Here is a 21,509-nt window from a genome sequence, read left to right as displayed (position 1 = left end):
CATGATCACTAATGTCCCAAACGTTATCTTTAAAACACGTGTACGCAATGAAGAACTGGGTGGACCAAACCCATTCGAATGGAAAGATGTCGCAACCGCAGATTTATTCGACAACAAAAACGTTGTTGTTTTTTCTTTGCCAGGCGCCTTTACACCAACGTGCTCAACGTCTCACTTACCACGCTATGAAGCGCTGTACGAAGAATTCAAAGCCCAAGGCGTAGACGCGGTAATTTGTGTTTCTGTGAACGATGCATTTGTGATGTTCCAATGGGGCAAAAGCCAAAACGCGAAAAACGTTTTCCTTCTGCCTGACGGCAACGGCGACTTTACTCGTAAAATGGGCATGCTGGTTAAAAAAGACAACTTAGGTTTTGGTATGCGCAGCTGGCGTTACGCAATGTACGTTGAAAACGGCGAAATCAAAAAAATGTTCTCTGAAGCAGGTTTCCAAGACGACGCGCCAAGCGACCCATTTGAAGTGTCTGATGCCGACACCATGCTGAATTACTTAAAAAGCCGTTAATTCAAACGGCTATTTTTCATGCGCACAATGAACAGCAGGCTGTCGTCATAAAAGCCTGCTTTTTTGCCACACTCTTGTAAACGATTAAGATAAACGCCCGACCGGTGACAGCGCATCAAGCAACTCGCTGCTTTCGCCTTCCATAACTTGCATCAACAATTCCGCGGTGGTCGGCCCCAAGGTAAAGCCTTGATGTCCATGCCCAAAGTGAAACCATAGGCCTTTATGATGTGGCGCTTCACCCACAAGAGGCAGCATATCGGGCATGCAAGGACGAGTTCCCATCCATTGCGGCTCTTTTACTTGTTCCCCTAAATCGATGATTTCACTCAATGCCACAGCACCACGTTTTAGCTGCCTTGTGTCTATCGGTGCATTTCGCGGCACCAAAGCCGCCCCCGTTGTCACTCTTAACCCTTTTATCATCGGCGCTGCCAATACACCATTTTCCACGTCTAAAAATGGCCGTTGTAGTGTTTTTGGCGCATTAAAATGACCATGATAACCACGCTTGTATACCATAGGAATTCGATAACCAAAACGCGATAACAGCTCTGGTGACCACGGCCCTAGCGCCACCACCACTTGCTCCGCTTTCAGTTCCCCTTCACTGGTGAGAATCTGCCAACCCGATACTGTGTGCTGCAACGTATTTGCCTCTCCCGTGACAAATCGGCCTCCACGTTTAACGAATAAGTCACAATAGGCTTCGGTCAACTCTCCCGGCGAAGAACAGCTCCAGCTTTGCGTAAAATGCACAGCGCCTGCTGGGGCTTTCTTCAAAGCAGGCTCTTCTTTCAGATAACGCTTGCCATCAAAAATATCGGACAGGACACCATATTCTTGCCTAAGGAAAGCAGCCTTTTTAGCGGTTTTTTCAAACGCCTTTTCGTTGCGATGCAACATAACCAGACCACAATGGCGTATTAACGATTCAGCCTTAGCATCACGGATTAAAGGTCGATGATCTTCGGTAGAGCGCGCCACTAACCGCGAATAGAATTGAGAGATATGTGCGTGTTTTTCAGGGGAAGAGTAGCGGAAATACGACCACAGAGCCGGCGCCATTTGTACTGCACCGCGCATTTTCCACGTCACGTCGTTACTTATTTCCAGCGCATATTTAAATAGCGTCACCAAGTCTCTTGGCAAAGCATACGGTTCTGCCGCCTCAACTTGGATCATCCCCGCGTTACCGTAACTGGTTTCTAACCCTGCGCCCTTACGATCAACAATGGTAACCTGATGACCACGAGCTTGCAGCGCTAAGGCACTGCTCACACCAACCATTCCCGCACCCAGAACAAGAAATTCCGCCATACCCTAACCTCGACATCATTATAATTGGCCAATCAAAACCATTTACTATCATCACTATAGCAACTCACGTGACATTTTGATCAACTGAATGAATCCCTTTATATCAGGATCAAGACGTGCGTGTTTTTTATACACCAAGCCGATTTCGCGTTTGATGTTATGGCCTCCTAACGCGAACGCTTTAACGGACTTAGGCCAGATTCGATGCTCATCAGTTTGTGGCACAATCGCGACACCAACTCCCAATTCGACCAGCTTTACAATTGCTCCTATCTCATCAACTTCACACTTTTCATCAAGATCAAAAGGCAGTTGCTGCAACAATTTATCCACTTGCCGTCCACCAAACGAGGTTCGATCGTAACGAATAAAGGGAGATTGCTTGAGCGCTGATTCCCAATCATTAACGTCATAACGTCGAGGGACGATTAGGACAAACGGTTCCTCTATCAAGGCTTCCCATATCAAATCTGAATGCACCACAAACGTCGGTCGAATCATGATCGCAAGATCCAACTCTCCTGAATCCACCTGATCCAACAACGCCATAGAAACACCAGGAAATATTCGTGTTCGGCAATGAGTGTGCTGAAGATGAAATTTTGCCAACACCCCAGGTAAAAGCGTTCTTTGTATCGAGGTAATCGCACCAACATTAATGAGTTTAATGCCTTCCGATGCATGCGGTGTCGTGCCTAATTGACGGCAGCGCTCTACTATCTCTTTCGCCTGTTCCAATACGGTCAGCCCAGCATGATTAAGATGTGCGGATCGCCCTACTCGATCAAACAAAGCCAAGCCTAATTCACTTTCTAATCGCTGTATTTGTGCGCTTACAGCAGCCTGAGTTAAGCCGATTTTATGGCCCGCTGCGGCAAACGTACCTTCCTCAGCGACGGCAATCAGTGTGTTAAGTTCTTTAATCATTGATCATTTTTTCTTATCAATTATAAAAATATTCATTGATATTATTGTTCTATTTATCGACATACAATCCTTAAAGTTAGTCATCTGCAGGAAATAAAAAATGAACGTACAACCTTTTCACCTTGCCATTCCCGTTTTCGACGTCCCATTAGCACGCGCGTTTTATCGTGATGTATTCGGTTTAGAAGAAGGACGATCCGCGGAAGCTTGGGTAGATTTCAATTTCTTTGGTCACCAACTGGTTATCCACCATCACCCAAAAATGCCATACCAGCAAGCAGCTGGTACGAACTCAGTAGATGGACACGATGTGCCCGTTCCGCATTTTGGTGTGGTATTAACGTGGGAGCAATGGGAAGCATTAGCGACGCGACTCAAGGCCGCCAACACAGAGTTCATTATTGAGCCGTATATTCGATTTAAAGGCCAAGTGGGCGAGCAAGCTACCATGTTTTTCCTTGATCCTTGTGGCAATGCTCTAGAGTTCAAAGCCTTCAAAGACATGAGTCAGTTGTTCGCAAAATAATGCAAAATAGATTGAGTGAAAAAACACCCTTTCCACTCAATCTATTAATACACTTTTTTCCAATAAACCTTGCTCGACTAATTGGGTCAAAAGCGCCCTTGTGCGCTCTCGAAACATATCTCGCAAAAGGCGCACGGTTGGTGTAATGGATTGGCGGCTCGGGCTAATTAACCAAAGCTCACCTTGGGGGATTTTATAATCAGGCATAAGAGAAACCACTCGACCAGCCAGTAAATCACGCGAAATATCCAATGAGGACTTTATTGCCACACCTTTTCCAGCCACACACCAACGTCTCACCAAGTCGCCATCGTTCGCGGCACAATAGGCTTTGGGCTTAATTTTGTAAGATTTATCTGCGCCTGACTCGTTACCTGACTCTTTGTATGAGAAGTGCCAAGTGTCGTTCAAAATATTTTGCAGCTGATAAAACAAACCTTGGTGATTGAGCAAATCTTTAGGGTGTTTGGGCGTACCGTGTTTTTCCAAATACATGGGACTGGCCACCAATAATCGAGGCACATTACATATTTTAAAACCGTACAAATTTGAATCCGCAGGCGCGCCATAACGCAGAGCGACATCCAACGCATCTCGATAGAAATCAATATTACTGTCACTAATGTGCGCTCTTAACGTGACTTGTGGATACTGTTCCATAAAATCATCTACCCAAGGGATCGCGATGTTTCGCCCCAAATCAGACGATACCGCTAAACGAATTTCCCCGCTGATGATATCCAAATCGTTATGAATGGTTTGCTTCGCTTGGTCCAACATCGACAGAGCCGCCGTGCATTGTGGTAAATAACGCTCACCCGCTGTCGACAATCGAAGGTGCCGTGTGGTGCGCACAAACAGCTCAACACCAAGCGCCGCCTCCACTCGTTTAACCGCAGCGCTGGCGGTTGCCATTTGCATGTCTAAATGTGTAGCCGCCGCGGTAATACTTCGACACTCCGCCACTTTTAACACAACACGAAGATCCTCTAACTGCATGGCAACCCCTTTTTTAGCGAAAAACACAGACATTATTATCAAATATAATTTGATAATAATTCAATAAAAACCCTGTTTTTCATTCGATAAAGCCTAGTTACCATAGCGCCAACTTGCTCGAACCAGAGCGTCACTACTTTTCATGGAGACAAATATGTCACACCAAATTATTACCGATCTAGAAAGTCGTCACACTACCAAACAATACGATGCATCAAAGCGCATTTCTCAAGCTGACTTAGAGGTAATCTATGAAGCCATGCGCCTATCACCATCTTCTATCAACTCTCAACCTTGGAAATTTATCGTGATTGAAAGTGATGAAGCCAAACAACGCTTCCACGATACCTTTGCAAACAAATTCCAGTTCAACCAAAAGCACGCGAAAGACGCTTCGCACATCATCCTATTTGCTCACAAAACGCATTATAGCCGTGATGACTACGCTAATGTTGTTGATAAAGGAATTGAAGATGGCCGCACTAAACCAGAAAACAGAGAACAAGCCTTTGGTGGGTTTGCTTTCGCAGAAATGAACATGGATGAAAACAGCAACAACTCAGCATGGACAAAAGCCCAAACCTACATAGCGCTTGGAAACACCATGCACGTAGCAGCACGTTTAGGCATTGATTCAACACCAATGGAAGGGGTCGATCACGAACTAATTCGTGAATTATTCCCAGAGCTTGAAGGTTACCAATGTGATGTGGCGCTGGCTATCGGCTATCACCACAAAGACGAAGACTACAACGCCGCGTTACCAAAATCTCGCCTAGCGATGTCGGATGTAGTGACTGTGCTTTAAAGCCTATTTAAAAAGCAAAAAGAGCAAGCCACGTAAGTGACTTGCTCTTTTTTATATTCAAAAATACCGCACGCAAAATAAGCTAAATACACTATTATTAAAAACTAGAATTTGGTTCAGCCAAAAACTCCAACTCTTCATAAGACGATTTTCTGCCTAAAATGGCATTTCTGTGTGGATAACGGCCGAAACGATCCACAATTTTTTTGTGTTTTAATTCAAAATCCAAATTATTCACTATGCCCAAGTCGCTAAATAATTTAACGGCTTCTTCGTGAATTACGGAGGATTCACTGTGCATATAAGGCATGTATAAAAAGCTTCTCTCGGTGGGAGACAATTCCAAGTCCAATCCATGAAAAACAGCAACTTGAGCCAGCGCCAAAGCCATCGAGTCAGCCGCAAAAGCGTCTGGGTGGTCGCGGTAAATATTACGGGAAAATTGGTCTAATAAGATTATTTCAGCCAAGGCGCCTTTTGAAGAATGGCGCCAAGCAGACAATTCACCTTGAACCGCTTGGCGATGTAATTTGCCAAATCGAGTTACGATTTCGTTGTCAAAATTGGTGTCTTTTTTAAACCATAATTCAGGTTCAATTTCCGTAAACCAAAAATCCAAAACCTCTTGATACATCACTTTAGCTCCAAATTGACCAAGCAAGTAGAAATATAGTGCTTGGAACCGTTATATTCCAATCACTGTACTTTTAATCGTAGGCAATCTACAAAGCGATGGCTGTTAACGCCTCAATCACGTCTTTCAGTTGTTGCGTAATATACAGCTGTTTTCTCTCATCAAGTTGGTAATCAGACTGCTTGGCTAATTCATCGTTAATGTAAGTGGCTTGGGAAAGTTCCAGTTGAATGGCGTGAATTCCGTTACTTGGTTGGCCGAAGTGACGAGTGATGTAGCCGCCTTTGAAACGCCCATTGAGCACTTGCGTGTAGTTCGGTTGCAGTATTTGCGTGACGGCATTGGCGATTGCGGCGTCGCACGCTTTGCCTTCGTTAGTTCCCCAGTTAAAGTCCGGCAGCGTGCCTTCAAATAACATAGGCACTTCGGCAGCAATACTGTGTGCGTCGAATAAAATTGCGTAGCCGAACTTGGCTTTTAGTCGCGCGAGTTCTTGTTCAATCGTGCCATGGTAAGGTTTCCAAATATGTTCTTTGCAAAAGGTTTTATGCTCATTAGTTGGCGCTTTGCCTTCAGCAAAAACAGGCGTGTCTTCAAATAAAATATCGGGGAACAAGCCCGTGGTTTTCGTTGTGTAGAGTGGTTTGTCGTCATAGGGTCGATTAAGATCGATCACATAACGTGAGTAATTCGCTTTAATAAAACCCACGCCCAATGACGCTAAAAACGCATAAAGCTCAGGAATGAACCAATCCGTATCCGGCAATTTTTTGGCTTGCTCTGTTAATCCGACTTGCACCGCTTCGGTCAGGTTCAAACCCGAATGGGGCATACTGACCAGCAAAGGCGAATCGCCCTGCACAAAATCAAAGGCCGGTACAGTTAATGCGTCATGCGTTGTCATTATGCTTTTCCCCCTTGATTCTCGTTACCTTGGCTTAAGTAACCTTGGTAAACACGATGCTTAACTAGGTTGCCACCTAACCAATAGCTTAGCTCACCTGGACTTTCTACGTCCCAGCAAACAAAGTCCGCGACTTTACCGACCTCTAAGCTACCATGAGTATCAGACATTCCCAATGCTTTAGCAGCGTGAATGGTCGCGCCAGCCAAAGACTCTTCTGGCGTCAGTGCGAACAAGGTACACGCCATGTTCATCATCAATCGAAGCGATAACGCAGGCGAGGTTCCGGGGTTGGCATCCGTGGCAATCGCCATCGGCACGCCGTATTGACGCAGTAAATCAATCGGCGGACGTTGGGTTTCTTTTAGGGTGAAAAACGCACCCGGCAACAGCACGGCCACCGTGCCAGAGTCGGCCATGGCTTTTACATCAGCCTCTTCAATAAATTCAATGTGATCTGCCGATAACGCTTTGAACGAAGCCGCCATGCGAGTACCGCCCTGCGACGTCAGCTGCTCCGCATGGATTTTCACCGGCAAGCCCAATGACTGCGCGATTTTAAAGTAACGCTCTACTTGATCTGTGCTAAAGGCAATGCCTTCACAGAAGGCGTCTACAGCATCCGCCATACCCAATGTGGCGATCTTTGGTAATACCGACTCGCAAAGATAATCAATATAAGCGTCCTTATCGTCAAACTCTGGCGGCATCGCATGCGCCGCCAAACAAGTACGTTTAATGGTCACTGGGCATTGGTTTTCTAGCTCTGTTGCCACTCGTAGCATTTTTAACTCACTGTCGAGAGACAAACCATAACCGGATTTGATCTCTACCGTGGTCACGCCATCGGCCATTAAACTTTTCAGCCGACGCGATGCACTGGCGACTAATTCCACTTCGCTGGCGTCGCGAGTCGCCTTCACAGAGGACGCAATACCACCGCCCTGCTTGGCGATGTCTTGATAACTCACACCATTTAAGCGCTGTTCAAATTCCCCTGCACGATTACCACCAAACACAAGGTGCGTATGGCAATCGATCAAACCTGGCGTAATCCAGCCGCCGCCCAAGTCATGTTCCGTCTGAGCTTCATAAACAGGCAAATCTTGTGCTTCGCCAATCCAAACGATACGCCCGCCGACGACACCAGTGGCGGCGTTTTCAATCACGCTATACAAGCCATTTTTCATGGTAGCGATATGAGCACCTCGCCATAAGCTGTCTAACTTCATTGCAGTATCGTTTGTCATCGCTTTTCCTTTTCTTAAATCACTAAACTTGGCTATTTAATACTAGGCAATAGCCCTTCAGGCATGGTTTCGTTATGAACCGCTTCTAGCAGCAACTCATTGGCCTTTTCGATGTCAGTCGCAAAGTAGCGGTCTTTGTCATAGAAAGGTACACGAGCGCGCAAAGTCGCACGGGCATTTTCTAAACGCTTACTGGATTTCAATGGCGCGCGGAAGTCCAAGCCTTGTACCGCAGACAAAATTTCCACCGCTAAGATGCCACGGGTATTTTCCGCCATGTCCTTCAAGCGGCGCGCTGCGAAGGTCGCCATAGAAACGTGGTCTTCTTGGTTTGCCGATGTTGGCAGGCTGTCCACAGACGCAGGGTGTGCGTAGGTTTTATTCTCACTCGCCAATGCCGCCGCCGTTACTTGAGCAATCATGAAGCCAGAGTTTACACCGCCATTGTCTACTAGAAATGGTGGTAATTTACTCAAGTTACTGTCGATCAATAACGCCATACGGCGCTCAGACAAGCTGCCGATTTCAGCAATCGCCAAAGCAAGATTATCTGCCGCCATAGCAACGGGTTCAGCGTGGAAGTTACCACCAGAAATGATGTCGCCTTCTGCGGCAAACACCAATGGATTGTCCGATACCGAGTTCGCTTCCACACACAAGACTTTCGCCGTGCTGCGAATTTGTTCAAGGCATGCGCCCATCACTTGCGGCTGACAACGTAGCGAATACGGGTCTTGGACTTTTTCACAGCCTTGGTGAGAATCACCCAGCTCAGAGGTTTCGCCTAATAGATGACGATATGCAGCGGCCGCGTCGATTTGTGTTTGATGACCACGCACTTCATGAATTCGCGCATCGAATGGGCTACGGCTACCAAGCGCCGCTTCCACAGACAAAGAACCACACACAACAGCAGAAGCAAACAAATCTTCCGCTTCGAATAAACCTTCCAAGGCAAACGCCGTCGATGCTTGCGTGCCGTTTAACAACGCCAAACCTTCTTTTGGTGCTAAAGCAATTGGCTCTAGCCCTGCAATAGACAAAGCGGCTTGACCAGAGATGACTTCACCACGATAACGAGCTTTGCCTTCTCCTAACAAAATCGTACTCATGTGTGCCAACGGCGCTAAATCGCCCGACGCGCCTACCGAGCCTTTCTTCGGAATGCATGGGTAGACTTCTTTATTGATCAACGTCAGCAAGGCTTGAATCACTTCAAGACGAATACCCGAGAAACCACGCGCAAGGCTGTTTACCTTCAGCGCCATGATCAATTTAACGGTTTTGTCTTCCATTAATTCGCCGATGCCTGCCGCATGAGACAACACGATGCTGCGTTGTAACTCGTCTAAATCTTCTGGCGCGATACGTGTATTCGCCAACAAACCAAAACCTGTGTTAATACCGTACACCGTGCGGTTTTCCGCAATCACATCGTTCACCACTTGTGTGCTGGCGTGAATCGCAGGGAAAGCGCTTTCGTCTAGAGTCAATTTAACGTGACGACGGCTGATTTGACGCAATTCGTTTAGCGTCAACTGACCTGGTTTTATGGTTAATTCAAACATGGTGTTCCTCAATCTTTTTATTCTCAAATCAAAACGCCGGATAACGGTCATACTTCCCTCATCCTGCCTACAAATTTTCCATCAACAGCGGATTATTTCGCTTGAGCACCAGTGATCATAGGCAGGTTCAACCCCTGCTCTTTCGCGCAATCGATGGCAATATCATAACCCGCGTCAGCATGACGCATCACGCCAGTCGCTGGGTCGTTATGGAGAACGCGTGCAATACGCTCTGCCGCTTCATCACTGCCATCACACACAATCACCATGCCAGAATGCTGAGAGAAGCCCATACCGACGCCACCGCCGTGGTGTAAAGACACCCAAGTTGCGCCAGATGCGGTGTTCAATAAAGCATTTAAAAGAGGCCAATCCGAAACAGCGTCAGAGCCGTCTTTCATGCCTTCGGTTTCGCGGTTCGGGCTGGATACAGAACCCGAATCCAAATGGTCACGACCAATAACAATTGGCGCAGACAATTCACCACTACGCACCATTTCGTTAAAAGCTAAGCCAAGTTTGGCACGTTGACCAAGACCGACCCAACAAATACGCGCTGGCAAACCTTGGAACTGAATACGCTCACGGGCCATGTCTAACCAGCGGTGTAAATGCGCATCATCCGCGATCAATTCTTTAACCTTGGCATCGGTTTTATAAATATCTTCTGGATCGCCAGACAAAGCCGCCCAACGGAAAGGCCCTATACCACGGCAGAACAAAGGACGAATGTAAGCAGGAACGAACCCTGGGAAATCAAACGCATCTTCAATGCCCACTTCCAATGCCATTTGACGAATGTTGTTGCCATAGTCAAAGGTCGGCACGCCCATTTTCTGGAAATCCAACATGGCTTGAACGTGTTTCGCCATGGATTGTTTCGCAGCCGCAACCACTTCTTGAGGTTGAGTTTGTGATTTCTCACGGTACTCTTCCCAACTCATGCCCGCTGGCAAATAACCATTTAAAGGATCGTGTGCCGAAGTCTGGTCGGTCACCATATCAGGGCGAACGCCACGTTTTACCATTTCAGGCAGAATGTCGGCCGCATTACCGCAAAGCGCGATGGACACCGCTTTGCCTTCTGAGGTGTATTTTTTGATGCGGGCTAGCGCGTCGTCTAGATCGGCGGCTTGCTCGTCTACATAGCGAGTACGCAAACGGAAATCAATGCGGCTTTGCTGACATTCGATGTTCAATGAACATGCACCTGCCAAAGTTGCTGCCAGTGGCTGCGCGCCACCCATGCCACCAAGGCCAGCGGTTAATACCCAACGACCCGTTAAGTTACCATCATAATGCTGACGACCCGCTTCGACGAAGGTTTCATAGGTGCCTTGCACTATGCCTTGGCTCCCAATGTAGATCCAAGAACCCGCCGTCATCTGGCCGTACATGGCCAAGCCTTTCGCGTCTAGCTCATTAAAGTGTTCCCAGTTCGCCCAATGTGGTACCAGGTTTGAGTTAGCAATCAGTACTCGTGGTGCATTGCTGTGGGTTTTGAATACACCCACGGGCTTACCAGATTGCACCAATAAGGTTTCGTCTTCTTCCAGTTCTTTTAAGGATTCAACGATCTTGTCATAACATTCCCAATCACGCGCTGCACGACCGATACCGCCGTAAACCACTAATTCTTCTGGGTTTTCTGCCACATCAGGATCGAGATTGTTCATCAACATACGCATGGGCGCTTCGGTTAACCAAGATTTGGCGGTAAGCGTTGTTCCTGTGGCCGCTTTTACGACACCGGCGCGGTAACGCTTTTGAGTGAGTGTTTGCTTAGTCATTTTTCAATCCTCTAAATAAAGAAAGCCCTTTGAACGGGAAGCTCTAATCAATAATTCAAACTAACATGTATATACAATTAATCTAAAGATAAAATCTAACTTTCTTTGATGCAAGCCATTTTTTAAAATAAATCATTAGACGTGACGGATAGACAAAGAAGTAATTCTGTTAGAAAGACAAAAAAACCTTAATAAACAATCAAAAAACCGCCATTAGACAAAGTAGGAAAAAATCCTATTAAAAGCATACTTGTATATACATTATATTTTCTATTACACTCCAATCATTCAGAATTAACGTAGGAATGGATTGCGATGAGCCATCACCAACACCATGTAGACTCTCAATTGTATTTTGCCGAGCGCGCTTTGCTCTCGACTGGCTGGGCCAATAACGTACTTTTCTCTGTAAAAGAAGGCCAGTTTCATTCTTTTGCAGACGACAGCGTGCCAACAACAGACTGCCATGTTTTATCTGGCCCCGTCTTACCCACACTGGCTAATGTGCACTCACACGCCTTTCAGCGAGTAATGGCGGGAGCCGCAGAAGTCAGCTTAAATCCGAATGATAGTTTTTGGAGTTGGCGCGATCTGATGTACAAGATCGTGCAAAAGCTTACGCCAGATGATGCTCATATCATTGCCAAACAGCTTTATATCGACATGCTAAAAGCCGGTTATACACAAGTCGGGGAATTCCACTATCTACACCACGATGTTGGCGGAAAGCATTATGGCCAGCTTGGTGAAATGTCGAATCAGATCATCGCAGCGGCAGATGAATCAGGAATGGGGTTGACGCTATTACCCGTGCTGTATTCACACTCGGGCTTTGGAGGACAAGCACCGACCGTTGGACAGGCGCGTTTTATCAATTCCACCGATTCGTATTTGGCATTGCATCAAGCCTGCGATAAAGCATTAGCAAATCATCCTCGCCATAAATTGGGGATCTGTTTTCACTCGCTGCGCGCTGTGACCAAACCACAAATAGAAACTGTACTTTCTGCGTTAAAACAAGACGTTCCGATACACATCCACATCGCCGAGCAACAAAAAGAAGTGCAAGACAGCTTAGCTTTCAGCGGGCAACGTCCAGTGGAATGGCTACATAATGAAATAGGTTTAAATGATCGCTGGTGCCTGGTTCACGCCACTCACCTAACTGATGCCGAACGCCAAGCCATTGCGAAGAGCCAAGCAGTCGCGGGACTTTGCCCGACGACAGAAGCGAACCTTGGTGATGGCATTTTCCCAGGTGTAGCGTTCGAACAAGACGGAGGCCGTTGGGGTATTGGCTCAGACAGCCATGTGAGCTTGTCGATTGTCGAAGAATTACGAACTTACGAATACGGGCAGCGCCTACGCGACCAACAACGCAATCGTTTATATCGTGCCGACCAAACCAGCGTTGGCGATAACCTTTATCAGCAAGCTTTGTTCGGTGGCAATCAAGCCTGCGACGTATCATTGGGATTAATTCAAGGTAACCGAGCAGACTTTATGGTGCTCGACGAATCTCATCCTTTTATCGCCGCAAGTGAAGCAAAAGACCTACTCAACCGCTGGCTCTTCGCCACTAATGAAAACCTTGTGAAAGACGTTTTTGTCGCTGGCAAACACACTATAAAAGACTTCCACCACCAGCATGAAGACAGCAGCCGTATGGCCTTTACTCAAGTCATTAAAAAGGCCATGTACCATGCCTAATGTCATTATTATCGAGCCATCACAATACTTGCGAATGCCATGGAAAAACGGCCTTGGCGAAACCCTAGAAATTCAACGTCATGAAGATAAAATAGGCCTACGTTTTCGCATTAGCCAGGCATCGGTTGTGGAAAACGGCATGTTTTCCGATTTCAGCGGATTGCATCGTACCTTGGTGTTGTTATCTGGCGAAGGAATGACGCTGGGACACAAAAACGGTAGCAACCGCCAACTTAATACTCTCAGCAAGCCATTAAACATGGCACGCTTTTCAGGCGGGGATGAAACGCACGCCACTTTGAAAAATGGCAAGATTGAAGACCTGAACATCATGGTGAGAGACACCGACACTCAAGCCAGAATAGAAGCATATACAGCGCCTTGCTCGTTTTCATTTTCAAACAACGACACCTTGTTCAGTGGGTTTTATTGCAACGAAAAATGCACACTTGAAATCGACAATGGCGAAGTCGTAAATGGTGAAATCGTGTCTGTCGATGCACACAGCACGGTCATTTTCTCGAAAGACACAAGGGTTCTATTAAGCCAAGGAAGTGGTGTCTTTATACAAGTATTCGCGTCAAACTAGCGCCCAAAATGCCCAAACAGTTGGAAGCGCGAGCCAGGGTGTAATAAGCGCGCGGCAGTAACAATATCATCGCCCGCCCATGTGCGGCGTTTGATCTGCAGACAAGGTTCTGATGTTTTAACTTGTAAGCGCTCGCACTCGATGTCGTTAGGTAAGACAGCTTCCACCAAATGCTCGCCTTCCGTCATGGGCGCGACGCTCATTAGGTATTCGTAAGGTGTGTGTTTCGCGAAGTTTTGTTTATCGTATTCGGGCGCCAATGTTGCGTTTACGATGCGTTCTTCGATTTGTATAGGCAGCTCATTTTCAAAGTGCAGCACCACGGAACGAAAGATGCCATGATTGGTTCGAACACCTAGTGTCATGGCTTCTTCCATGGTGGCTTTGGTCGATTCCAATACAAGTAATTCAGAACGGTGCGTATGGCCGCGTGCCGCCACTTCTTCTGCAATATTATGCACTTCAAATAAAGCCGAATGGGCTTTTTTCTCAGCAACAAATGTCCCCAGCCCTTGATGACGAACTAATAAGCCTTCCGCGGTCAGCTCACGCAGTGCGCGGTTTACCGTCATGCGGCTCACCCCTAATGCTTTGACCACTTCCGACTCTGACGGCACTCTTTGATTGGTTTGCCACTCACCAGAGGAAATCTTCAACGAAATAGCCTGCTTTAATTTGGCGTATATCGGCATGGGGACATCAGGTAATCCATCAAACAAATTGGCAAGATTTGGGGGCGTTAAGTCAGACACTGAGAGTTCCATAGGTTCATTAATTTAAGAAAAAAGTATATCGTGAATAGCCCACAACAAATAGGCAAGATGTCTATACATCACTAAATAGGCGCCATCCACAACACCGCCAGCCACGAAAGTCCCATGAATAAAGAAAAAATCACGCCCCAGCGGGGCGTCTTTACCTCAATAGAAGCCACGTCAGCAGAAGACACACTGTGATGCTTTTTATGGCCATGAATCATCGAGGCCACCAAGCGCTCTTTCAAGCACAACTCATGATAAAGTACCGCAAGCACATGCAACGCCACTAAGCCGAGCAAGATATTAGGCAACAGATGATGAATGGAGGCCAACTGGCTGGCAACGTCCTCTGACACGAGCCCATAAAAGGGTCCGAACCAAAACACCTCATCGCTGCTGAATAATCCCGTGCCCCACTGCACAGAAAGAGCCAACAGTAAAACAACCACCATAGCAGCACCAATGGGGTTATGGCCTAAGTACTGTTTTGGCTTTCCACTCCATAAAGATTTTGCAAAGCGCAACGCGGCTTTGGGGCCTCGAATAAACTGCGTGAATCGCGCGTAGTAAGAACCATAAAAACCATAAAGTACGCGAGCCACAATTACAGCAGACAAACCATAGCCCATGTAAAAATGGTATTGAATATAATCGTTGTCAGATTTACCGGTCACGATCAGCCCCGTAAACAACAACACAATCAGCCAATGGCTAATCCGTACAGGCCAATCCCACACTAATGTCGACTTCATCTTTCCATCTCTCTTATCGATCTTTCATTGTTCAAAAAACGCCCCTTGCCAAGGAGTGACATTAAACACTATGCTGTGAAAAGCAAGATTCTCTTGATTTAAATAGGGAAACAAGCCAATAAAAGCCTAGCCAAACACCGTCTACGCATTTGAAGGATGAGACAAACATGGTTGTCACGCTATTCCTGATCACATTATCTATGGTCGCACTGATTGCCTACCTGCTTTTTTGCAAAGGTCGCTTTTTTAGCCGACAAAGCGCTGTTATCGATGCCCCCATTGATATGATCTCGGAGGATCTAAGTGATTTAACCCACTGGCAAAGCTGGTTGCCTTGGCTTATTTACGAGCCCAATGCCCACATTGACTATGAATACTTACACTCAGGCATTCATTCAGTCTCACCTTCTTGTTTGGTCTGGCAAGGGAAGCTCATTAAAGATGGCTATATGTCATTAGAGCCTGCCCGTTCCAGCGCGCATTATTTTCATACTCTTCTAGAAGCGCCAGCGTTTTACCCCACTGATGTGCATTTCAACGTTGACCTAACCAAGCAAAAGGGTCGCACCTTAATCACCATCCAAATAACGGGCAAACTCCCATTATTGCAGCGCTGGAAGCAAAGACTCTTTGCCATTCGGGCGGAAAAAGACGTCGAGTTGTCACTTCTCAATTTATGGGCGTATCTGAACAAATACAACACAACCTCAGACCATGAATACAACGCCCCAAGCTTTGAATGGCTAAACACAACCACTTTGGACAATGTGGATGCCGTGACGCGTCCCTTTGTGGTGAATCATCAGCCCATGTCACAAAAAATGGATCAAGGCTTCCACGATTTGCTCACCACGCTGGGGCCAAACAATCCCCCTGCGGGCCCTTGCTTTGCGCTCTATAAAAAAGCCGATGTGATTCACCATTATTTTTCCGGAAAACTGGGGATTCCAATACAAAACCTAGAGCCATGTGCAATTACCCCAGAACGTGTTGTCCTGCGGGGTAACTACCTGCATTTGCGCTATGTTGGCTGCTATCAGAACCTATCGCTGGCGTGGCATGTGCTTTACAGCTTTATGCGTTTGCATCAGATACAGCCAAATCGTCGTCATTTTGGCGTAGAGATCTTTGAAGTTGGCCCCATGCAAACCCACACGACCAAAGACTATGTGACAAGCGTCTATTTGCCCGTGAAATAATTGGCATAGCGTCGGTTTTATGGGACAGTTTGTGCCCTCACCACAACAAGGAAACATGACATGGTCGCTTCACCCAAACTGATGTCGCTGATAGAAAGCCTCTTGCGTATTATTTTAACCATTGTTTTTTTCTATGCTTTTAAAGCGGCATTTGAAGTAGAGAATGACTTATTGTTGGCCTTCTTTTCTGTGCTTTGTGCCTTCATCACATTCAAAGGATTGATACTGGCCTTCAACAAACTCACTGCAAAAAAGTAATGCCAGAGCACGCCATTTTTAGCGTATCCTAATGACTGTCACTCCCCCTGAATACATAACGTAGCTTTAAAGGACATAAGCCTGCGTTCGAGCTAACACTTGCCGATATAAAACGAGTCTTTTTATGACAACACTTTATCAACAACATGTAGACGTTCTTATTCATCGATACGAAGACGCCATGGCGCATTTTGGTCTCGATGCCATCGTTCTGGCTTCAGGGGAAAAAAGCTACTATTTTCAAGACGATCACACACACCCTTTTCACGCATACTCTGGCGCTCAGCAGTGGCTGCCTTTTACGCTTGGCGCCGAAACCTATGTCGTGCTTCAAACGGGCAAACAACCCACCTTGGTATGGCCGGTTCGTGATGATTTTTGGCATGCCCCCAATCCGGTACCGGGTGGTGACTGGCAAAAAAATTGGTCTATCATTCCCGCCAAAAAAAACGACGCATGGTTCAGCAACCTCCCAAAACACACCGCGTGGCTTGGACCACAGCCGATAACGGCCGCGGTGGTTTGTGACGGCTTAAAAGCCTATGTGGACTTTGCGAAAGCGGTAAAAACAGATTTCGAAATTCAAGCCATGCGCCGTGCCAGTGATCGCGCTGTAGCAGGACACGTAGCCGCAAAAGACGCTTTTTTGGCTGGTATGAGCGAATTAGAGATTCATTTGGCTTTCCTAAAAGCCAGCCAACAAACGGCGGCGCAAGAACCGTATCCAGGTATTGTTGGCTTAAATGAACACTCCGCTGTTTTGCATTATGAACACAAATCCATCGAACAAATGGAGAATTCTCGCACGTTACTGATTGACGCAGGCGCCTCTGAACACGGCTATGCGAGCGACATTACTCGCACCTTTGTCCGTCATGATGATGACTTCAGCGCACTGGTCAACGACCTCGACACCATGGAACAGAAACTGTGCCGCAGCGCCATGTCGGGGGTTAGTTTCCGCGACCTACATCAAGACACGTTAGTCGGTATCGCAACCTTGCTTCATGAACATAAAATTTGTGCATTGAGCGTTGAGGAACAGTTAACCAAACGCATCCCGCAGGTTTTCTTTCCGCATGGTTTGGGCCATTTATTAGGATTGCAGGTTCACGATGTGGGTGGTCATCAAATCGATTCCGCAGGTACCTTGAGCAAACCAGACGAAAGCGCGCCTTTCTTGCGACTCACCAGAACATTAGAAAAAAACATGGTGGTGACCATTGAACCGGGTCTGTATTTTATTCCCATGTTAATAGAGAAAATGCAGGCCGAAATGGTGAATCATGGATGTGATATGGCTCGTATTCAGCACTTCATGCCCTATGGCGGCATACGAATCGAAGACAACGTTGTGGTAAAAGACGATCTTCCTAAAAACTTAACGCGCACTGCTTTTTCACATTAAGCCCCCTTTACCACACACTAAAAACCGTCACGATGTGCCATGATAGGTCTTTGTGGCGGTTTTTTTTCTTCTACATTAAAAATGAAGACTCGCTGTTTACGCTTTGTTACCTATAACTAAAGAGCAATAAAATGAGCAAAATATGGAATGGATTCAGTCTTTATCAACCTCGAAGCATCGGCTAAGGTTATGTTGGTTGTGAAACACTTGCTCAGAAAGCGATCATCTTTGATCGCTTATAATAAAAACATTAACCAAGCCAACGCCATCAACTGATGGACAACACAGAGGCCTATAATGAAAAAACAACAATTACGTTACTAGCAGCACTATCCCTTTCTTCCACTTTAAGCTTTGCCGCTTACCCAAATAAAGATGTCCAAGGCATCATTCAATGGGGCGCAGGTGGTTCCACTGACACGGTTATGCGTTCTATCTCTCCTCATGTTGAGAAAGAGCTAGGCACAGACATCATCCTAACAAACAAAACTGGCGGTGTTGGTGCGATTGCAACGAAATACGTAAACGCCAAAAAAGCCGACGGTTACACACTGCTAATGGGCGCTGAAAACCCTCAGATGTACAAGATTTTGGGGCTTTCAGACATCGATTACAGCGACATGATTGCCATCAACGTATTGGCACGTGGTACGCCAATCATTGTGGCAAACAACGACGCGCCTTTTAACACCATGTCTGAACTAATTGAATACACAAAAGCGCATCCAGGCGAAGTGAAATTTGGTTCTACTGGTGCGGGCGGTCTAACGTCTATTGTAACAGCCATGTTGGATTCCCAAGTGAAACTGGATTACATCAGCATTCCATACAATGGCGATGGCCCAGCATTAACAGCATTACAAGGCGGCGCTATTGACGTAATGCCTGCTGTATTAGGCGCGACAATCGAACAAATCAAAGCAGGCCGAATGAAAGCCATCAGCTTGGTTGATGTTGAGTCTAACAAGTTACTGCCAGACCTTGCGCCAATCACCGACGCATTGCCAGGCATGAAATCTTATCTACCATGGGGGCCTTTCTTTGGCGTATTCGTCAAAAAAGGAACGCCTGAAGACGCCGTTGAAAAATTGCAAGCAGCATTCCAAAAGGCCGCTTACAACAAAGACTTCATCGATCTGATGCAAAAACGCGGTTTCACTATCATGAACATCTCAGGTGAAGAAGCGGATTACTTCCTAGAAGCTTACCGCTCTACCTCATCATGGTTAGTACACGACGCAGGCTTTAGTAAGTTTTCCCCTGAAGAGTTTGGTATCCGTAAACCATAAGAATACCGTTCTTCGCTTTATCCAGACGCGCCTTACCTGACGGTGAGCGCGTCACATTTTTGTTTTATCTGGAGTTAAAATGTCCAGTCAGTCCCCTTTAATAAAAACCAGAAAGCCAGGCGAACGCTTATTTTGTTTTCTGCTTGTGATGGGCAGTACCTATCTATTTTGGCAAGCCTATAATATTTCAGGTCTCAGCTCATTGAGTTCTCCAGGTGCTTTCCCACTGGCTTCAGCAGCCGTCATGGTATTGGCATCTTGTGTGGCGTTTTTGAATACCTTGAAGTCACCAGCAGCAGAAGGCGTTAGGTTCGTTTATCACTGTTTCCCTCCTGTCGTCGCTATCATCATGGCCTTAATATTGGTCTACTCCATTGTGCTTGACAGCTTAGGATTCATCCTTTCCAGTTTTGCCTTTCTGTTCATCTCTATCCAATTTTTGTATCGACGTAGCGTTCTCACGACACTCACCATTACACTGCTGTCACTGATTGTCGTTTACATTGTGTTCCGTCTCGTGTTTCAGGTTGTCTTGCCAGAAGGCATCGTTCCCGAGCGTGAAATCTTGTCCGCTATAGAATCTTTGTGGAGATAGTCATTTTATGGATGCTTTAAATTATTTCGCCATGTCTTGGCTGTCACCTGAACTACTAGGACTCACCGCCCTTGGTACTTTTTTGGGTATTTATGTCGGCGCTATTCCCGGCTTATCGGTCACTATGGCCGTGTCTATTCTTATTTCGTTTACTTTTTCTTGGGACGTCAATTACGCGTTGTGCTTGATGGTCGGCGTCTATATGGGCGGCGTATATGGTGGGTCTCGTACCGCCATTCTCCTCAACATCCCGGGAGCACCTTCTGCGATTGCCACGGCATTGGATGGGTATCCGTTGGCGAAAAAAGGCTTAGCCGGTGAAGCAATTGGATTGTCTACCGTGATGTCTGTTGTCGGCGGCTTTGTTGGTATTATTGTGCTGGCACTTGCTGCACCAACGGTCAGCGAGTTTGCCATTACCTTTCAACCACGTGATTACATGATGTTAGGCGTGCTGGGTATTATGCTGGTAGGGTCTTTGTCTGGCAGCAGTCTAGCAAGAGGCATTTTTGCTGGGGCATTAGGTCTGTTGATCGGTACGGTGGGTCTGGATCCTATGACAGCCGAGGAGCGCTTTACTTATGGCGTTGTTGAGCTGTGGGATGGTATCAACCCCGTTGCCGTCATGATCGGTATGTTTGGTATTTCGGAAGCCTTACATCAGTTACACCACATGAATAAAGCCGTGGTGAAACAAAAGATTTCTCGCATTATTCCCAAATGGTCTGACGTGAAAAAATACATGCCGTTGAGCCTGCAAACGTCTTTTATTGGCGTTATCGTGGGGGCATTACCGGGCACAGGCGGAGATATTGCCGCACTGATGGCGTATGACCACGCAAAACGCGTCACCAAGAAACCCAAAGTGCCTTTTGGGGAAGGGGCAAAAGAAGGCTTAATTGCGCCAGAAGCGGCCAATAACGCCGCGGTGGGGGGTGCTTACATTCCAATGCTTACACTGGGTATTCCCGGCGACGCGGTAACCGCGGTTTTCATTGGTGCTTTGTTTATTCACGGCTTAAACCCTGGACCTTTATTACTGGTTGAACAACCGCATATGTTCTGGTTTACCGTGAGCAACCTAACACTGGCCAACATTTTCGTACTCATTTTTGGTCTAACAGGCATCAAACTGTTTTCTAAAATTGTGGAGTGCCCAAAAGGCGTATTGATTCCGCTTATTTTCCTATTGTCTATTGTGGGCGCTTATGCGATCAACAATGCTGTCACAGACATTTGGTGGATGTTGGCATTTGGGGTATTTGGCTATTTCATGCGCCTTTACGCGTTCCCTGTTGGCCCTGTGATTTTAGGGGTTATTTTGAGCTCACTAACCGATGAAAACTGGCGCCGTGCTATTTTGTCTGAACGTGGCAGCGTAAGTGATTTGTTCATCAACCTATTCCACAGCCCACTTTCCACCGTTCTCTTTAGTGTGATTGTGCTGATTCTGTTTACTCAGTCACCAATTTGGACGAAATGGCTAAGAGCCAAAATTTTCCGCCCTTCTCATTAGTCCAACAACGGTCTTGCCATGGACGGCATGACCGCTTCCCTTTTTTTTAAGAACGCTTCATACGACTTAACGTCACACTGTTCTAAATACGCCATCATTTTGCCCATTAACAACAAAAATGTCTCAAAATGAGGCAAACACACTCATAAATACGACCTGAAATATTTTTAGCTTTTGTAGATC

At 46.5% G+C, this 21,509-nt stretch carries 22 protein-coding genes; 12 read left to right on the top strand and 10 right to left on the bottom strand.

Annotation, left to right across the window (positions count from 1 at the left end):
• Position 1: 1 nt before the first annotated feature.
• On the top strand, positions 2 to 526 hold the full coding sequence (locus AABA11_RS02870) for a peroxiredoxin (protein ID WP_338265191.1): 525 nt from the start codon (positions 2 to 4) through the stop codon (positions 524 to 526).
• An 84-nt stretch (positions 527 to 610) separates the two neighbouring features.
• On the opposite strand, the gene AABA11_RS02865 is transcribed toward AABA11_RS02870, so the two are convergent.
• Positions 611 to 1,846 (bottom strand): NAD(P)/FAD-dependent oxidoreductase, encoded by a 1,236-nt coding sequence (locus AABA11_RS02865; RefSeq protein ID WP_338265189.1) that lies wholly within the window; start codon positions 1,844 to 1,846, stop codon positions 611 to 613.
• A gap of 54 nt (positions 1,847 to 1,900) precedes the next feature.
• A complete protein-coding gene (locus tag AABA11_RS02860) occupies positions 1,901 to 2,773 on the bottom strand; it encodes a LysR substrate-binding domain-containing protein (protein WP_338265187.1) in 873 nt (290 codons plus the stop codon).
• 100 nt (positions 2,774 to 2,873) lie between these two features.
• Between AABA11_RS02860 and AABA11_RS02855 the strand changes: the two genes are divergently transcribed.
• Positions 2,874 to 3,299 carry a VOC family protein gene (locus AABA11_RS02855; protein WP_338265185.1) on the top strand — a complete coding sequence of 142 codons (426 nt, stop codon included), beginning with the start codon at positions 2,874 to 2,876 and terminating at the stop codon, positions 3,297 to 3,299.
• A gap of 36 nt (positions 3,300 to 3,335) precedes the next feature.
• Here the strand turns inward: AABA11_RS02855 and AABA11_RS02850 are convergent, their stop codons facing one another.
• Positions 3,336 to 4,298: a LysR family transcriptional regulator gene (locus AABA11_RS02850; RefSeq protein ID WP_338265183.1), complete on the bottom strand. Its 963-nt coding sequence runs from the start codon at positions 4,296 to 4,298 to the stop codon at positions 3,336 to 3,338.
• Between the two features lie 154 nt (positions 4,299 to 4,452).
• Here AABA11_RS02850 and AABA11_RS02845 point away from each other — a divergent pair, with 154 nt between their 5' ends.
• A complete protein-coding gene (locus AABA11_RS02845) occupies positions 4,453 to 5,106 on the top strand; it encodes an NAD(P)H-dependent oxidoreductase (RefSeq protein ID WP_338265181.1) in 654 nt (217 codons plus the stop codon).
• Between the two features lie 97 nt (positions 5,107 to 5,203).
• On the opposite strand, the gene AABA11_RS02840 is transcribed toward AABA11_RS02845, so the two are convergent.
• From AABA11_RS02840 to hutU, 5 genes are all read right to left on the bottom strand, one after another.
• Positions 5,204 to 5,740: a DUF924 family protein gene (locus AABA11_RS02840; RefSeq protein WP_338269628.1), complete on the bottom strand. Its 537-nt coding sequence runs from the start codon at positions 5,738 to 5,740 to the stop codon at positions 5,204 to 5,206.
• An 88-nt stretch (positions 5,741 to 5,828) separates the two neighbouring features.
• Complete coding sequence (gene hutG / locus AABA11_RS02835) at positions 5,829 to 6,644, bottom strand: N-formylglutamate deformylase (RefSeq protein ID WP_338265178.1); 816 nt, start codon at positions 6,642 to 6,644, stop codon at positions 5,829 to 5,831.
• The gene (gene hutI, locus AABA11_RS02830) at positions 6,644 to 7,894 is read right to left on the bottom strand and encodes an imidazolonepropionase (RefSeq protein WP_338265177.1); all 1,251 of its coding nucleotides are present in this window, start codon (positions 7,892 to 7,894) and stop codon (positions 6,644 to 6,646) included. Before hutI ends, hutG begins: the two co-directional genes overlap by 1 nt.
• A gap of 32 nt (positions 7,895 to 7,926) precedes the next feature.
• The gene (gene hutH / locus AABA11_RS02825; protein ID WP_338265174.1) at positions 7,927 to 9,462 is read right to left on the bottom strand and encodes a histidine ammonia-lyase; all 1,536 of its coding nucleotides are present in this window, start codon (positions 9,460 to 9,462) and stop codon (positions 7,927 to 7,929) included.
• Between the two features lie 92 nt (positions 9,463 to 9,554).
• Positions 9,555 to 11,252 (bottom strand): urocanate hydratase, encoded by a 1,698-nt coding sequence (gene hutU, locus AABA11_RS02820; protein WP_338265172.1) that lies wholly within the window; start codon positions 11,250 to 11,252, stop codon positions 9,555 to 9,557.
• A gap of 315 nt (positions 11,253 to 11,567) precedes the next feature.
• Between hutU and AABA11_RS02815 the strand changes: the two genes are divergently transcribed.
• Both AABA11_RS02815 and AABA11_RS02810 read left to right on the top strand, forming a co-directional pair.
• Positions 11,568 to 12,962 (top strand): formimidoylglutamate deiminase, encoded by a 1,395-nt coding sequence (locus AABA11_RS02815; protein ID WP_338265170.1) that lies wholly within the window; start codon positions 11,568 to 11,570, stop codon positions 12,960 to 12,962.
• Positions 12,955 to 13,551, top strand: a complete 597-nt coding sequence (locus AABA11_RS02810) for a HutD/Ves family protein (RefSeq protein ID WP_338265168.1) — start codon at positions 12,955 to 12,957, stop codon at positions 13,549 to 13,551. The genes AABA11_RS02815 and AABA11_RS02810 overlap by 8 nt, the downstream gene beginning before the upstream one ends.
• On the opposite strand, the gene hutC is transcribed toward AABA11_RS02810, so the two are convergent.
• Both hutC and AABA11_RS02800 read right to left on the bottom strand, forming a co-directional pair.
• Positions 13,548 to 14,303, bottom strand: coding sequence for a histidine utilization repressor (hutC, locus tag AABA11_RS02805; RefSeq protein WP_338265167.1), 756 nt, complete (start codon positions 14,301 to 14,303; stop codon positions 13,548 to 13,550). The two genes, AABA11_RS02810 and hutC, sit on opposite strands and share 4 nt — an antisense overlap.
• A gap of 83 nt (positions 14,304 to 14,386) precedes the next feature.
• Positions 14,387 to 15,061: a cytochrome b/b6 domain-containing protein gene (locus AABA11_RS02800; RefSeq protein WP_338265165.1), complete on the bottom strand. Its 675-nt coding sequence runs from the start codon at positions 15,059 to 15,061 to the stop codon at positions 14,387 to 14,389.
• A gap of 167 nt (positions 15,062 to 15,228) precedes the next feature.
• Here AABA11_RS02800 and AABA11_RS02795 point away from each other — a divergent pair, with 167 nt between their 5' ends.
• The 7 genes from AABA11_RS02795 (at position 15,229) to AABA11_RS02765 (ending at position 21,326) form a co-directional block, all read left to right on the top strand.
• Positions 15,229 to 16,260 carry an SRPBCC family protein gene (locus AABA11_RS02795; protein WP_338265163.1) on the top strand — a complete coding sequence of 344 codons (1,032 nt, stop codon included), beginning with the start codon at positions 15,229 to 15,231 and terminating at the stop codon, positions 16,258 to 16,260.
• Positions 16,261 to 16,320: 60 nt separating this feature from the next.
• On the top strand, positions 16,321 to 16,518 hold the full coding sequence (locus AABA11_RS02790; protein WP_265727331.1) for a hypothetical protein: 198 nt from the start codon (positions 16,321 to 16,323) through the stop codon (positions 16,516 to 16,518).
• Positions 16,519 to 16,642: 124 nt separating this feature from the next.
• Positions 16,643 to 17,926 carry a Xaa-Pro dipeptidase gene (gene pepQ, locus AABA11_RS02785; protein ID WP_338265160.1) on the top strand — a complete coding sequence of 428 codons (1,284 nt, stop codon included), beginning with the start codon at positions 16,643 to 16,645 and terminating at the stop codon, positions 17,924 to 17,926.
• Positions 17,927 to 18,073: 147 nt separating this feature from the next.
• Positions 18,074 to 18,202 (top strand): hypothetical protein, encoded by a 129-nt coding sequence (locus AABA11_RS02780; protein ID WP_338265158.1) that lies wholly within the window; start codon positions 18,074 to 18,076, stop codon positions 18,200 to 18,202.
• Positions 18,202 to 19,215 carry a tripartite tricarboxylate transporter substrate binding protein gene (locus tag AABA11_RS02775; protein ID WP_338265157.1) on the top strand — a complete coding sequence of 338 codons (1,014 nt, stop codon included), beginning with the start codon at positions 18,202 to 18,204 and terminating at the stop codon, positions 19,213 to 19,215. Before AABA11_RS02780 ends, AABA11_RS02775 begins: the two co-directional genes overlap by 1 nt.
• Positions 19,216 to 19,294: 79 nt before the next feature.
• Complete coding sequence (locus AABA11_RS02770) at positions 19,295 to 19,810, top strand: tripartite tricarboxylate transporter TctB family protein (protein WP_338265156.1); 516 nt, start codon at positions 19,295 to 19,297, stop codon at positions 19,808 to 19,810.
• A gap of 7 nt (positions 19,811 to 19,817) precedes the next feature.
• On the top strand, positions 19,818 to 21,326 hold the full coding sequence (locus AABA11_RS02765) for a tripartite tricarboxylate transporter permease (RefSeq protein WP_338265154.1): 1,509 nt from the start codon (positions 19,818 to 19,820) through the stop codon (positions 21,324 to 21,326).
• Positions 21,327 to 21,509: the final 183 nt, after the last annotated feature.

The organism is Marinomonas pontica, from assembly GCF_036322735.1.
GTDB lineage: Bacteria > Pseudomonadota > Gammaproteobacteria > Pseudomonadales > Marinomonadaceae > Marinomonas > Marinomonas pontica.
Note: the sequence above shows the minus strand (reverse complement) of the source record. Positions and strands in the feature narration are given on the sequence as shown.

Coding starts and splice junctions, on each gene's coding strand:
- AABA11_RS02870 (WP_338265191.1), top strand. CDS start 2: ATGATCACTAATGTCCCAAACGTTATCTTTAAAACACGTGTACGCAAT.
- AABA11_RS02865 (WP_338265189.1), bottom strand. CDS start 1,846: ATGGCGGAATTTCTTGTTCTGGGTGCGGGAATGGTTGGTGTGAGCAGT.
- AABA11_RS02860 (WP_338265187.1), bottom strand. CDS start 2,773: ATGATTAAAGAACTTAACACACTGATTGCCGTCGCTGAGGAAGGTACG.
- AABA11_RS02855 (WP_338265185.1), top strand. CDS start 2,874: ATGAACGTACAACCTTTTCACCTTGCCATTCCCGTTTTCGACGTCCCA.
- AABA11_RS02850 (WP_338265183.1), bottom strand. CDS start 4,298: ATGCAGTTAGAGGATCTTCGTGTTGTGTTAAAAGTGGCGGAGTGTCGA.
- AABA11_RS02845 (WP_338265181.1), top strand. CDS start 4,453: ATGTCACACCAAATTATTACCGATCTAGAAAGTCGTCACACTACCAAA.
- AABA11_RS02840 (WP_338269628.1), bottom strand. CDS start 5,740: ATGTATCAAGAGGTTTTGGATTTTTGGTTTACGGAAATTGAACCTGAA.
- hutG (WP_338265178.1), bottom strand. CDS start 6,644: ATGACAACGCATGACGCATTAACTGTACCGGCCTTTGATTTTGTGCAG.
- hutI (WP_338265177.1), bottom strand. CDS start 7,894: ATGACAAACGATACTGCAATGAAGTTAGACAGCTTATGGCGAGGTGCT.
- hutH (WP_338265174.1), bottom strand. CDS start 9,462: ATGTTTGAATTAACCATAAAACCAGGTCAGTTGACGCTAAACGAATTG.
- hutU (WP_338265172.1), bottom strand. CDS start 11,252: ATGACTAAGCAAACACTCACTCAAAAGCGTTACCGCGCCGGTGTCGTA.
- AABA11_RS02815 (WP_338265170.1), top strand. CDS start 11,568: ATGAGCCATCACCAACACCATGTAGACTCTCAATTGTATTTTGCCGAG.
- AABA11_RS02810 (WP_338265168.1), top strand. CDS start 12,955: ATGCCTAATGTCATTATTATCGAGCCATCACAATACTTGCGAATGCCA.
- AABA11_RS02800 (WP_338265165.1), bottom strand. CDS start 15,061: ATGAAGTCGACATTAGTGTGGGATTGGCCTGTACGGATTAGCCATTGG.
- AABA11_RS02795 (WP_338265163.1), top strand. CDS start 15,229: ATGGTTGTCACGCTATTCCTGATCACATTATCTATGGTCGCACTGATT.
- AABA11_RS02790 (WP_265727331.1), top strand. CDS start 16,321: ATGGTCGCTTCACCCAAACTGATGTCGCTGATAGAAAGCCTCTTGCGT.
- pepQ (WP_338265160.1), top strand. CDS start 16,643: ATGACAACACTTTATCAACAACATGTAGACGTTCTTATTCATCGATAC.
- AABA11_RS02780 (WP_338265158.1), top strand. CDS start 18,074: ATGGATTCAGTCTTTATCAACCTCGAAGCATCGGCTAAGGTTATGTTG.
- AABA11_RS02775 (WP_338265157.1), top strand. CDS start 18,202: ATGGACAACACAGAGGCCTATAATGAAAAAACAACAATTACGTTACTA.
- AABA11_RS02770 (WP_338265156.1), top strand. CDS start 19,295: ATGTCCAGTCAGTCCCCTTTAATAAAAACCAGAAAGCCAGGCGAACGC.
- AABA11_RS02765 (WP_338265154.1), top strand. CDS start 19,818: ATGGATGCTTTAAATTATTTCGCCATGTCTTGGCTGTCACCTGAACTA.